Raw genomic sequence first — 12,828 nt, 5'->3', positions numbered from 1 at the left:
TTTCCGGACAACCTCTAATACCAATTCCCACTGCACAACAAACGGATAGGCAACAATGGAAAAAAAGCCATACTATTGCCTTTCTTTCTCACTCCACAATTAAATAACTCTGCAATATCGCTTATTTGATTCACTAATAATGAGAATTGGTATAACTTTGCTATTTTTCTCTCTAGATTCTTGCAAAGTTCTACAAGATTAACCACATTACCTCACGTTTTCTCTATGATTATTTTTTTAGATTACTTGTCTACCTTATTTGCCGTTCTCCTGAACGAATATACATAAGCTATAAAAACTATCTAATAGCTACCCAAAACCCTTATTTCCCACTCAAGTTCAACATTAAATTTATCCTTTACTGCATCTTTTACTTTGTTGCCAAGGTTTTCCAAGTCAGATGCAGTTGCATTATCGTAATTGAGCAAGAAGTTACAATGTTTCTTAGAGATTCTAGCTCCACCAATATTTAACCCTAGGCAGCCAGATTTATCAATTAACTCCCATGCTCGGTAGTTTTTTGGATTTTTGAATATGCACCCAGCAGTTTTTCCTCTTATTGGCTGGCTTTTATTTTTCCTCTCAATAACTTCCTTTAACCTTTGCAGTATAAGCTCATACTCTGAGTTTACTCCTTTAAACTCAGCTTCAACAAAAATCCAATTTCCTTTTAGGCTATGTCCACGGTAAAAATACCCCATTTCTTCGCTGGAGAACTCATATAGGTTTCCATCCTCTAGATTCACTGCTTTTATGGATTGTACAACGCTTGCGATGTCACTACCATACGCACCTGCATTCATTTCTATTCCGCCACCAACTGTTCCTGGAATTCCAACTAGAAACTCAAGTCCACCAATTTGTTGCTCTCCTGCAAAGTAAGCAAGGTTCCTGAGCAGCGCAGCACCACCTGCAACAATGGAGTTGTTACCTTTACTTTTTATATATGAAAATTCCTTACCCAATTTTACTATTATTCCTCGAATGCCACTATCCCGCACTATTATGTTGGATGTTGCACCGATAACGTTGATTGGCAACTCAGTGTTTTTAATCAAGCATGTTAAATCTTCAATATCACGTGGTTTAAATAATATATCAGCTCGTCCACCGACATTTAACCACGTTGCTTTAGACATTAAGATGTCATAACGATAGACTCCACGTACTTTAGGTAAGCTTATAAGCATTTTGATTTCAACTCTAACCCTGCATCCATACCCATTTTCTCCGCATCTTCTATAAATGAAGTGCGCTCAGTGAAGTATATATTTTTTTCATCTGCCAACATACAACGAAGATGTAGCATATTTTCGCTCACATATTCAGCCAAAGCTGCAAGTGGTGTAAAACATGAAGCATTCACTGTCTTCATAAAACTGCGCTCTGATTTCACTCTTATAAAAGACATATTATTATTAATTTTCTCTAAAAGATCGATAATTTTTACATCATTCCTTCTACATTGAATACAAATCGCTCCCTGTCCCACTGCACTTAACATAACTTTTGGTGGCAATACCTCTGTAATTAAGTGATGTTTTTCTAATCTTATGAGCCCTGCTTCAGCTAAAATTATTCCATCAAAACTTTGATTTTGCAATCTAGTTGTTACATTTCCACGTAACGGTACTATATTTAAATCTGGTCTAAAATTTAGTAACTGAACTTTTCTTCTTATTGCAGAAGTGGCAATAATAGCCTGTTGTGGCAAAGACTCAAGGCTATTGTGTTTATGAGAAATAAACGCATCGCATGGACTTAGCCTTTCTAAAACACAAGGAATTGTTAAGCCCCCTGAGAAAAACGCAGGCACATCCTTTAACGAATGAACTGCCATATCTATATTATTTTCGAGCAATTCAGCCTCAATTTCTTTAATGAATAATCCTTTACCTCCTATTTCAGCAAGATTTGCGTTTGCATACTTATCTCCAGAAGTTTTTATCTTAACAATTTCAATAGATAAGTTAGGAAAAGAGTCCAGCAACTTTTGTTTTGCTTCCAAAGCCTGGGCAACTGCAAGCTTGCTTCCTCTGGTACCTATTTTGACTAGCATATGTACGACTGTTTGAATACCAAACCTTAACCTAATTAATTATTTAAACACTTTGGTAACGTGTATCGCATGAACTTCGGTTACCCTCTCTCTGACGTCATCCGAGTAGCTGACTACTTGGATCCAGTTTATATGAGCCTTTGCATTTATTGTACTCTAACTTAAAACCAAAAGCAACTTTGCCTTTACAAAATAATAACCTTTTATATGCATAAACAAGCTTACTGGATTCTAGTGTCAAGCTACTTGCATGACAAGGTATAAACCTTATCGTCATACCACCGCGAACCGTCATACCGTCACGGTATCTCTAGATCCCGCTAACACGTAGCGGGATGACGGTTGTCGTTTAGCTATAAATATTAAAAAATTTACCAAGCGAAAAAAAAGGCAAAAGAAGCCCCGTGGTGGTTGGCTATTTACTATGTACTAAAATATCGGCGTTTTTTTTATTCTAAAACGCTTGATTAAGAGCGATTTAGCTGCTTTTAACTTGCAACTAACCTACACCGCAAGTGTTTAAGAAATTTACTAAGCAGGAAAAAAGGCAAAGAAACCCCGTAGTAGCTAGCATTCAAATTCTCCCTTGTCAATTTGACGTTTTTTGCTGTCTTAAACGCTTTGTAAGCGCGTTTCGGCTTATATAGGTAAAAACCTAAAAATTTTTAAAGACATGCGATGCACGCAGTGCGAAAAATTAAACATGAGACGCCAAATACCCTAAGTTTTTTGTCATTAACCTGCACAGATTGCGAAGATAAATAAATAGCTTCAGTACCATGATAGGGGGGCTGACAAAGCTTGTCAAGGAATTTTTATGGCCTAGCGTCACGTGCTGGAATGACATTTGGGAATATGTTATCCGTTTGTCACTTCTAAATGATAAGAGCCTCAATGAATTTATTAGTTTATTACATGTCTCTTTTCATGTATAAATCTATAGAAAGTTTTATACGGAAGTTGTTTTATGAGCAAAATTATAGAAATCAGAGCACCAAAAACTCTTGGTGGTGAATCAGTTACAGAAGGTATAGTAAAAATAAAGAAGGGTATTGGAGAAGCAGTAAAAGTAGATGACTTGATCTTTGAAATTGAAACTGACAAAACAGCACTCGAATTAACTGCAGAAGCTTCAGGGCAAATAACTGAATTTCTTGTAAAAGAAGATGATGTAATAAGTCCTGATCAATTGTTAGCAAAGCTTTCCATGGGAGAAGTAAAAGAGGAAGCGAGAAAAGAAGATAAAAGCGAAAGTGCTGCTAAAAAAGATGCTCCATCAGCTCGTAAAATTATGGAAGAAAATGCAATCAGTGCAGAAAGCGTCAAAGGAACTGGCATGGGAGGCAGAATAACAAAAGCAGATGTGATAGGCCATATGAACAAAGCTGAACAACCTGCAATAAAACAATATGAATTGCCAAAAAGTGTAGTAAATGGAGAGCAAAGAGAGGAACGAGTAAAAATGAGCAAAATAAGGCAAGTAATTGCCGCTCGTTTGAAAGCATCGCAAAATACTGCTGCAATACTGACCACGTTCAATGAAATTGACATGAAAAATGTCATGGATCTAAGAGCAAAATATAAGGACGCCTTTGAAAAAAAATATGGAATAAAACTTGGTTTTATGTCGTTTTTTATAAAGGCAACGGTGCAAGCATTGAAAGAAATTGCTGAAATTAACGCTGAAATCTCAGGCGATGAAATCATATATAAACATTACTATGACGTAGGTGTTGCTGTTGGCACCGATAAAGGTCTTGTTGTACCAGTTATTCGGGGTGCCGATCAGATGTCATTTGCAGAAATTGAGTTGGCTTTGGTTGCTCTTGGCAAAAAAGCTCGCGAAGGTAAATTACAAGTATCAGAAATGGAAGGTGCAACATTCACTATCTCAAACGGCGGAGTATACGGTTCGCTTCTTTCTACTCCGATAATAAACCCTCCGCAATCTGGAATACTTGGAATGCATTCAATACAAAACAGGCCAGTTGCTGTTGGTAATGCAGTAGAAATCAGACCTATGATGTACATTGCTCTCTCTTACGATCACAGAATAGTTGACGGCAAAGGAGCAGTAACTTTCCTCGTTAAAATAAAAAATTATATAGAAGATCCAAATAGATTAGTTTTGGAAGTGTAGCTCAAATGAATTGTTGTTAATCCAGTATTGCTAAAAACCTAAATGTCATCTAGTTCTGCCAGCAGTTTAGCAACTTCCGGATGATCAGGGCCATAATGTTTCTCAAAAATAGGCAAGGCCTGTTCAAGCAATTTCTCTTGTTTCTTGTGATCGCCCAAAGCGCCATAGGCAATACCAAGATTTGCCAGTAGTTTGGCAACTTGAACATGACCAGAGCCATAATGTTTCTCAAAAGTAGGTAAAGCTCGTTCAAACAACTCTTTTGCTTTCTGATGATCGCCAAAAGTGCCATAAACGATACCGAGGGTTGCCAGTAATTTAACAACTTCAAAATGGTCGAGGCCGTAATGTTTCTTTCGAATTGCTAGAGCCTGTTCAAGCAACTCTTTTGCCTTCTGGGGATTACCTAAAACCCTATAAGAATTACCGAGGTTTGCCAGTGTTCTAGCAACTTCAAAATGGTCAGGCCTGTAATGTTTCTTTTTGATTGCTAAAGCCCGTTCAAGTAACTCCTTTTGTTTTTTATAGTCACCTAAATCCACATGAGAGATACCAAGGTTTGTCAGAGTAATAGCGACTTCAAAATAATCGGGGCCATAATGTTTCTCTTGAATTACTAAGGCTCGTTCAAGCAACTCTTTTGCCTTCTGAGGATCACTTAAATTCCTGTAAGCATTACCTAGATTCACTAGTGTCCTAGCAACCTCAAAATGATTAGGTTTATAATATTTCTCTTGAATTACTAAAGCTCGTTCAAGCAACTCTTTTGCTTTTTGAGGAGTACCTAAAGCCCTATAAGAGTTACCAAGGTTTGCCAGTGTCCTAGCAACTTCGAAATGGTCAGGGCCATAATGTTTCTCTTTAATTGTTAAAGTCCGTTCAAGAAGCTCCTTTTGTTTATCATGATTGCCTAAAGTCCCGTAGGAACTACTTAGGTTTGTCAGTATGGCAGCAACTTCGAAATGGTCAGGGCCATAATGTTTCTCAGAAATAGGTAAAGCCCGTTCAAGCAACGTCTTTTTTTTCTTGTGATCACCTAAATCCCCGCAAGCGATACCGAGGTTTGTCAGTGCCGTGGCGACTATAAAATGATCAGATCCATAATGTTTTCTAAAGATAGGTAAAACCCGTTCAAGCGACTCCTTTTGTCTTCTAGGATTACCCAAGTAATAATATCCATCACTCATTCGTATTAACAAATCCACAAGATAATCCTTCTCTATTGTTTGCTTTTCTAAAGGATTTTTTCCTAGCCAATCATCTATATGTGATAAGAACGTTTCTAAATGTGGTAACAACTGTCGTTTCTTAGCATAATCTTCTAATTTGTCACTGTCGTCAGGGAAGCTTTCTTTTAATAATTGAAAAACGGTTTTTATATCTTTTTTAATTTTTCCACTTTCCTTTGACTTTAGCCTAATTACATCTTGTACTAAACAGTGAATAGAAACACTACTACTCTGCTCATTGGACACTAGCATCGAATATCTCAATAATATACCTAATACTTCTTCAAAAGGTTTTTCTTCAGAATTGTTCTCTACAATCTCAGGAAATATTCTTAACAAATCTTTAGGAATATCATTGTCTAAATATGCACAAGCTACTAACAACTTGCTTGCTAGTTTAGACTCATTACGAATTGCGTCCATTGTAATATCCCAAGTAATAAACACAGGCTCATGGTTAGAATCCTTAGGTAGTGTTTTATGAGATAATAAATAAAGCTTCCTTTCTGCATAAATTTCTAAGTAACGTGAGATAGTCATTTTGTTTTCTTTGATGTAAGCGCAAGCCTGAGCTAATGCCAAAGGTAATCTACCTAACTTTTCTGCCAATATACCTATATTTGGCCTATCGCTTTCTGAAACCTGGCCTAGAATTTTCTTAACATATAATTCTGATTCTGGAGGAGTAAAAACGTCTACACCTATACTCCCTTGTGGCCATTCAGTATTACGAGACGTAACTATTATTTTGCCGCCTTTTGTAGGTCTGAGCTTAGAAATGACTTCATAATTTGATACATTATCATAAATCAACAACCAGCCTTCACGTTTAGAATCTTCTAGCCAGTTTTTCACATAATAAGCTCGCTGTGCAATAGAAATGTTGTCTTCATCGTGAATAATATTTAATTTTCTTCCTAAATTAACATATTCACTGAGTAGTTGATCTTCATCTTTTGCATTAAACCAACATATTGCCTTGTATTCTTTCCCATGTTTTTGAATAAAATCTAGCACTGACTGTGTTTTACCTACTCCACCTAACCCGTACAAAGCAGTTAATATAACTGGCTCATTTTTTGTCTTTAGATGATTTACTATTTCTTCATTGCGATATTCTCGTTCAATGAAATTTCCACTAGCTATTTTAGGTGGAATGTTCCACCGTTCAAATAGATCTTCTCTAGGTTTGAGACTATAAAGATGTTCTATAGCTTCCCTAAAATAATCGTCTTTTCTTGTTAGATAAGAAACTTTGCTACCCTTTTGTGCCCACCATTTCTCTACCTTGTCAAATACACGGACAAAAACCGTATCAATATCTTCTTCCCCTGATATTTTGTATATATTCCCTATTTCTTTCTTAATAATATCATCTAATTTTGAATGATTAGGTTGATCAACTACAAACCTTATTCTAAGTAAAAAATCTTCTATTTCATCGTCACTACCACAACTGAAGTATTTTTTCAGTTCAGTATGATTTTTTATTTTGTAGCACGTTCCTTTTTGACCTTCATAAATATTTAAAGTGTTATCATTTGTTAACTTTGACTCTTCCAGATACTTCTCTAATGTTTCTACGCTTCCTTGCTTCTCTGTACCTTTTTTTAGGTTCACATTGACATTAGTATGAATGACAAGCGTAATATCACTGTTCTTACACTCAGGGTTTTGCTTAATCTCAGGATGAGATTCAAAATATTTGTTTAACCCGAAATCTTCTTTCTGTTGCTTTCTATCATTTCCATCAATAAACAAATCTTCAAAAGTAATATTCTTCGGAGAGCGATGTGTATTGCAGTGCTTAGCTTGAACCAAGATAATTCTCGATTTGTTCTTCTGATCTTTATACTCAAAAAAAATATCATCAAAGGCTCCAAAACCTTCTATGTTTGATGCTAACCAAAAGTCAATTTTACTACTTAACCCATGAAGTAGATACAGCATTAATAATTTTACTTCATACTTGCGACCATGATCACCTGTTGATGTGCCATCTCTCTTCTTAAATGCACGATTACTAAGTACTTCAGACTGTTTGTTTTCTACATTCATACCCTACTAAACCTACGAATAACTTCTTTCTATAAAAAATTAAAGTCACCAAGTGCCTAAGATAATGCAACAGATTCTTTAACATTGTAATAACAGTGCCAAACAGGGTCAATTTTGTTTGCTGTCTTAAGCATAAAGATTCCCCGAATCTAATATGTCATTGCTGTAGGCTGCATTTAGTAATATAATCTCATATTAAATAAGACTTTACTTAAGTTTATGCTAGATTCTCCGCTAATTTTGACAGCCATTCTTATATTTTTTATTTTTACGTTGTCATTCTTTTTTATAAGAAAGATATTTGGATCAACAAACAAGAAGATAATAAAATCCTTTAGGAAAATTGTTCAGCAAATAAATGCATTAGAAACAGAAATGCAGAGCTTATCTGATGAGGAGCTTGCTGGTAAAACTGAAGAATTCAATCGAGAATTGAAAAATGGGAAAACGTTAAATGATCTTCTCGTACCTGCATTTGCAGTTGTGCGTGAAGCCTCTCGAAGGTTTCTTAACATGAGGCACTTTGATGTTCAACTGATTGGTGGAATGGTGCTCCACAATGGCATGATATCAGAAATGAAAACAGGAGAGGGAAAGACACTCGTTGCAACTTTAGCAGCATATCTAAATTCCTTAGAAGGGAAAGGCGTACATGTCGTAACTGTTAACGACTATCTTGCAAAACGAGACACAGAGTGGATGAGCAAATTATATAATTCTCTTGGGGTTTCTGTTGCGTTTATTACGAATAACTTGACAGACGAAGAGAGGAAAGAGGCTTACAGTGCAGATATCGTGTATTCCACAAATAACGAGCTTGCCTTTGATTACCTGCGAGACAATATGAAATTTTCTCAAGAAGACATGGTTCAGAGAGGCTTTCACTACGGAATAGTTGATGAAGTGGACTCAATACTCATTGATGAAGCTCGCACTCCGCTTATTATTTCTGGCCCGGTTGAGGAAAACAATCAGATATATAAGCATATCAATAAAATAGTAACCAAATTAGTTGACTCCGATTATGAAGTAGATGAAAAAGGTAGAACGGTATTCTTGACTGAAGATGGTATTTCACGAGTGGAGGAACTACTAAGGTCATACAATCTCATTCCTGAAAATTCCTCGCTCTATGATACTGACAGCATGATAATGACTCATTATATAGACCAAGCATTACGTGCATATAAGCTGTTTACTGCTGATAAAGATTATATAGTAAAGGATGGCAAGGTAGTGATTATTGATGAATTTACTGGGCGTATGATGGAGGGCAGGAGATATTCCGATGGTCTTCATCAGGCACTTGAAGCGAAGGAGAATCTTGAAATTCAGCATGAAAACCAAACTTTAGCATCGGTCACATTTCAGAATTACTTTCGTATGTACAATAAACTTTCCGGAATGACGGGAACAGCAGCAACAGAGGCAGAAGAGTTTCGTGATATATACAGATTAAATGTAGTAAAAATTCCAACCAATGTACCTGTAAAAAGAGTTGATATTGATGATGAAATTTACGGTACAGAAAAGGAAAAATTTAATGCTGTGTTGAAGTTTATAGAAGAATGCTACAAACGCCTTCAACCGGTCCTTGTTGGCACGGTGAGCATCGAAAACTCTGAGAAGCTTTCTGCGCTTTTGCAAAGCCATTCTCTTAAGCATTCAGTATTAAATGCTCGTTATCATGAACAAGAGGCGTACATAATAGCGCAAGCTGGAGTGCCAGGTAGTATCACTATAGCAACTAACATGGCAGGACGTGGAACTGATATTCAGCTTGGTGGAAATGCTGAAATGATTGCAAAGGTGGAGCTAAAGAAGATAAAAAATGCTGATGAAAGAGAAAAAAAATACCAAGAAATAGTTGAAAGAGTAAAAAAAGATAAGGAAATTGCTATAAAAGCTGGTGGTTTATGTGTGGTTGGAACCGAAAGACATGAAAGCAGGAGAATAGATGATCAATTACGCGGCCGTTCTGGTCGTCAGGGGGATCCTGGACTTTCTAAGTTCTTTTTATCGCTCGAAGATGACCTAATGAGAATATTTGGCTCTGATAGAATGAGAAGTTTTTTACAAAAAGTAGGGCTAAAGAATAACGAAGCTATTCATCATCCATGGATCAATAAGGCACTCGAGAAAGCACAAAAGAAAGTTGAAGCTAGAAACTATGACGTGCGGAAATCTCTACTTAAGTTTGATGACGTAATCAACAACCAACGTAAAGTTATTTTTAAGCAGAGAAACAATATCTTAGGCAACGAAATTAATGATTTACTTGAAGTATATAGCGAAGTAAATGAGAGCGTAATAGAAGGTATAGTCCAAAGTGGCTATTATGAGGATTATATTGAAGATATAGTCAAAGAATTCCATACAAGGTATGGAATAACGCTTGATAAAGAAGATTTAGCAAAGTTTTTAAACAAACAAGAAGCTTTGGATTATATAAATGATAAGATACAAGAATTTTTTACTGAGAAAGAAAAATATTTCAACAGTCAGCACACTACAGATTTGTGGAATACGATCGTGAAGCAAATGATGATAATGACACTTGATCATTTATGGAGGGAACACCTTTCAGTTCTAGAGAGCCTAAGACAAAGCATAAGCCTACGTGCCATGGGGCAGAAAGATCCACTGAATGAATTTAAACGCGAAGCTTTCTTGATGTTTGAGTCAATGCTTGAAAAATGGAAGGAACTCACCATTCACCGCCTAGCGCACTTTAAGTTGGCAGATAACCAAGAGATAGGCAATAGGTTACATTCTGCTAGAAATAGCAGACTTCCCAAAGTCTCAAGAAACGACAAGTGCCCTTGTAATTCTGGAAAGAAGTACAAACACTGCCACGGCGCGGTTACTGTGGTGAATTAATAATTATGGTTGTACAGTTTGTTTATTTCCATCAACATTACTGCAGCTAACCTCACTTAGCTTACTGTTTAATGAATGCTCTGATGACTTATATGCAACCCCATAGGAAATTCCACCAACGATCAGTGCAGATGCCACAGTAATTCCAACTATTGCTAGTGCAGGTAATGCAGTAGCATAAATGAGTGCTAATGGAGCAACAATGGCAGCTAATATACCTACAGTAATTCCTGCTGTTATAGCTTCAGGTCTATGAATAAATGATGGATCTGCACCATAATTTAGCAGAAGTTTCGCTACTTTTGGATGTTGATAATTTAGTCTTGGATGTTCACCATGAGTGTAATAAACAGCATAATATAAAGGAGTTCTTCCGTCTTTATCTTGTGCATTAACGTCTGCTCCCTCTTCTAGCAAAACTTCTACTACTTGTGTGTATCCATTCTCAGCAGCATAATGTAAAGGACTTCTTCCATATCTGTCCACTACATTAACATCTGCCTCTTTTTTTATAAGATGTTTTACTACTTCTATATGACCACTATAAGCAGCATAATGCAAAGGAGTCCCTTTATCTTCATTTTGTGCATTAACGTCTGCTCCTTCTTCTAGCAAAACTTCTACTACTTGTGCATGCCCATGCTGAGCAGAATAATGTAAGGAGGTTTTTTCCCATTCATCTTGTACATTAACATTAGCTCCGTTTTTTGTTAAGTATCTTACTACTTTTTCATAGCCATTTTCAGCTGCTATAAGTAATAAATTGCACTTGAGCACTATAAACGTGTAATTTATATCAAATTCGTTTTTTTTCCACTCATCATATGTAAGTTGATTTTCCTGCTGCAGCTTATCTTTAATTCTATCAATTAAATTTTCCTTACTCAGATCTGGACTACTGTTGACTTCTTGTAGTGTTAACCTTAATGTCATTTCCTTCTCCAAGATATAAAATTTTATTATGGCATATGGAGTGGATTATGTCAATGAAAAACTAAGAAACTGGTTCTTCTTTTTTTCTATAGCTTTAGGTTTACCTACAATTTGAAAAACAACAAATTCGTCATTCCGCTACTCGTTAGCGCCTCGGCGGTATGATGTAGGGAAACCTTTCTTGGGTTAGCTATAAAGTTAAAATTCGACCAGGGCAGCCGCAATAAGGTAGCAAACGCCATCATGTCTTTAGGAGAGTTTGCTAATGAAGGCTCTTAAGTTGACGCCATTGCCTGAACGGATACGCCAATTTTTATGTTCATTTGTAACCGTTTATTATTTTACACCCCAGTCTTTTTCAAATATTGCTAGTCCTTGGTCAGTAAGTGGGTGATTAATTAATTGTCTAAGTACTTTTGCTGGCACAGTAATTGAATCAGCACCAAGCCTTGCAGCTTCTATTACATGCGCTGGGCTTCTCACTGATGCAACAAGAACTTTAGTATCAAAACCGTAATTAGAATATATAGTACATATATCTTCTATTAGCGATAAGCCATCATAGCTTATATCATCAAGGCGACCAATAAAGGGGGAAATAAAACAAGCACCGACCTTAGCGGCAAGCAGTGCTTGTCCAGGAGAAAAACATAACGTGATGTTAACAGGTATTTTATGCTCTGTCCATAACTTTTTACAAGAAATTAATCCTTCATGTGTAAGAGGTAATTTGATCACAACATTATCAGCAATTTTTGCTAAATTCAGACCTTCTGTGATCATCTCTTCATGGCTATCTGCAACAACTTCAACACTAACAGGCCCTTTTATAATAGAGCATATTTCACGCACTAAATCCTCGTATTTATCTTTACGCCCGGACTTTGCTATTAAAGAAGGATTAGTTGTTATGCCGTCAATGAACTCCTTTAGTTCTTTAATTTCATTTAAATCAACGCTATCAAGAAAAATTTCCATATTAATCTCCTATAAAAAAAATACCCTTGCAAAATCTTGTCATCCTACCGCTTGACTTACAACCGTATGAACTTCCTGCGTTGTAAACATCAAACGGCCGATAACACAACTGTACAAATATTGAGACATAAGAGTAATTTGTACCAAGAAAAAAGATGTCATCCCAGTGCCCAGACCCCTTAGACAATGTACCATCTTTTGATTTTGTCCATTCTGGGCGGGGTTTTCAAGTTCTTTGATCTTAAATACTACATCTACTTTATCAAGATCAATGTTGACTTCTTTTACTAATGTCCTAATAAGACTACGTCTGGCTTGCCAATCTAGGTCCGATTTAACACTAGAATAAAAGCCCTTTATGCTATTTGTAATAAGATTCATTTTCTGCCGTATTCCCTTTTACCTTTTTCTTCTCTCCTTTAATCTCTTTTAAACGTTCCTTCATTTTTTTTATTGCCTGCTTAAAGTCTTCCTTACTTATAGTTAGTGCATACTTTGTTGCCGTAAAAACTTCTGGTACCCAGACAATTGTAATAAGTATACACAATCTT

General features: G+C 36.2%; 11 protein-coding genes. 2 read left to right on the top strand and 9 right to left on the bottom strand.

Translation table 11 applies throughout. The features are described 5' to 3' along the window. Positions 1–14: 14 nt before the first annotated feature. From LA754_RS01740 to LA754_RS01725, 4 genes are all read right to left on the bottom strand, one after another. Entirely contained in the window at positions 15–206 is a 192-nt protein-coding gene (locus LA754_RS01740) for a hypothetical protein (RefSeq protein ID WP_006279936.1), read from the bottom strand. 96 nt (positions 207–302) lie between these two features. Next, the gene (murB, locus tag LA754_RS01735) at positions 303–1,190 is read right to left on the bottom strand and encodes a UDP-N-acetylmuramate dehydrogenase (RefSeq protein WP_006279935.1); all 888 of its coding nucleotides are present in this window, start codon (positions 1,188–1,190) and stop codon (positions 303–305) included. Beyond that, positions 1,181–2,059 carry a hydroxymethylbilane synthase gene (gene hemC, locus LA754_RS01730; RefSeq protein ID WP_006279934.1) on the bottom strand — a complete coding sequence of 293 codons (879 nt, stop codon included), beginning with the start codon at positions 2,057–2,059 and terminating at the stop codon, positions 1,181–1,183. The genes murB and hemC overlap by 10 nt, the downstream gene beginning before the upstream one ends. Before the next feature lie 97 nt (positions 2,060–2,156). Beyond that, on the bottom strand, positions 2,157–2,336 hold the full coding sequence (locus tag LA754_RS01725) for a hypothetical protein (RefSeq protein WP_077190172.1): 180 nt from the start codon (positions 2,334–2,336) through the stop codon (positions 2,157–2,159). 690 nt (positions 2,337–3,026) lie between these two features. On the opposite strand from LA754_RS01725, the gene odhB reads away from it, so the two are divergent. Further along, positions 3,027–4,199 carry a 2-oxoglutarate dehydrogenase complex dihydrolipoyllysine-residue succinyltransferase gene (gene odhB, locus LA754_RS01720; RefSeq protein ID WP_006280035.1) on the top strand — a complete coding sequence of 391 codons (1,173 nt, stop codon included), beginning with the start codon at positions 3,027–3,029 and terminating at the stop codon, positions 4,197–4,199. 38 nt (positions 4,200–4,237) lie between these two features. On the opposite strand, the gene LA754_RS01715 is transcribed toward odhB, so the two are convergent. Further along, positions 4,238–7,486: a tetratricopeptide repeat protein gene (locus tag LA754_RS01715; RefSeq protein WP_006280034.1), complete on the bottom strand. Its 3,249-nt coding sequence runs from the start codon at positions 7,484–7,486 to the stop codon at positions 4,238–4,240. Positions 7,487–7,705: 219 nt separating this feature from the next. Here LA754_RS01715 and secA point away from each other — a divergent pair, with 219 nt between their 5' ends. After that, positions 7,706–10,366 carry a preprotein translocase subunit SecA gene (secA, locus tag LA754_RS01710; RefSeq protein WP_006280033.1) on the top strand — a complete coding sequence of 887 codons (2,661 nt, stop codon included), beginning with the start codon at positions 7,706–7,708 and terminating at the stop codon, positions 10,364–10,366. Between the two features lie 3 nt (positions 10,367–10,369). Here secA and LA754_RS01705 read toward each other — a convergent pair whose 3' ends face one another. The 4 genes from LA754_RS01705 to LA754_RS01690 all read right to left on the bottom strand — a co-directional run bounded on the left by LA754_RS01705 (position 10,370) and on the right by LA754_RS01690 (position 12,824). After that, positions 10,370–11,299 (bottom strand): ankyrin repeat domain-containing protein, encoded by a 930-nt coding sequence (locus LA754_RS01705; RefSeq protein ID WP_006280032.1) that lies wholly within the window; start codon positions 11,297–11,299, stop codon positions 10,370–10,372. A 336-nt stretch (positions 11,300–11,635) separates the two neighbouring features. Continuing rightward, positions 11,636–12,277 carry a fructose-6-phosphate aldolase gene (fsa, locus tag LA754_RS01700; RefSeq protein WP_236515101.1) on the bottom strand — a complete coding sequence of 214 codons (642 nt, stop codon included), beginning with the start codon at positions 12,275–12,277 and terminating at the stop codon, positions 11,636–11,638. 39 nt (positions 12,278–12,316) lie between these two features. Next, positions 12,317–12,658, bottom strand: coding sequence for a hypothetical protein (locus LA754_RS01695; protein WP_006280030.1), 342 nt, complete (start codon positions 12,656–12,658; stop codon positions 12,317–12,319). Beyond that, positions 12,639–12,824 (bottom strand): hypothetical protein, encoded by a 186-nt coding sequence (locus tag LA754_RS01690; RefSeq protein ID WP_006280029.1) that lies wholly within the window; start codon positions 12,822–12,824, stop codon positions 12,639–12,641. The genes LA754_RS01695 and LA754_RS01690 overlap by 20 nt, the downstream gene beginning before the upstream one ends. Between the last annotated feature and the right edge of the window lie 4 nt (positions 12,825–12,828).

The sequence above is a fragment of the Wolbachia endosymbiont of Muscidifurax uniraptor genome (assembly GCF_054149795.1).
This window is presented reverse-complemented; position numbering and strand designations above follow the sequence as displayed.

What these genes read in the sequence shown, in the direction of transcription:
- murB (WP_006279935.1), bottom strand. Translation starts at nt 1,190, where the DNA reads ATGCTTATAAGCTTACCTAAAGTACGTGGAGTCTATCGTTATGACATC.
- hemC (WP_006279934.1), bottom strand. Translation starts at nt 2,059, where the DNA reads ATGCTAGTCAAAATAGGTACCAGAGGAAGCAAGCTTGCAGTTGCCCAG.
- LA754_RS01725 (WP_077190172.1), bottom strand. Translation starts at nt 2,336, where the DNA reads ATGACGATAAGGTTTATACCTTGTCATGCAAGTAGCTTGACACTAGAA.
- odhB (WP_006280035.1), top strand. Translation starts at nt 3,027, where the DNA reads ATGAGCAAAATTATAGAAATCAGAGCACCAAAAACTCTTGGTGGTGAA.
- LA754_RS01715 (WP_006280034.1), bottom strand. Translation starts at nt 7,486, where the DNA reads ATGAATGTAGAAAACAAACAGTCTGAAGTACTTAGTAATCGTGCATTT.
- secA (WP_006280033.1), top strand. Translation starts at nt 7,706, where the DNA reads ATGCTAGATTCTCCGCTAATTTTGACAGCCATTCTTATATTTTTTATT.
- LA754_RS01705 (WP_006280032.1), bottom strand. Translation starts at nt 11,299, where the DNA reads ATGACATTAAGGTTAACACTACAAGAAGTCAACAGTAGTCCAGATCTG.
- fsa (WP_236515101.1), bottom strand. Translation starts at nt 12,277, where the DNA reads ATGGAAATTTTTCTTGATAGCGTTGATTTAAATGAAATTAAAGAACTA.
- LA754_RS01695 (WP_006280030.1), bottom strand. Translation starts at nt 12,658, where the DNA reads ATGAATCTTATTACAAATAGCATAAAGGGCTTTTATTCTAGTGTTAAA.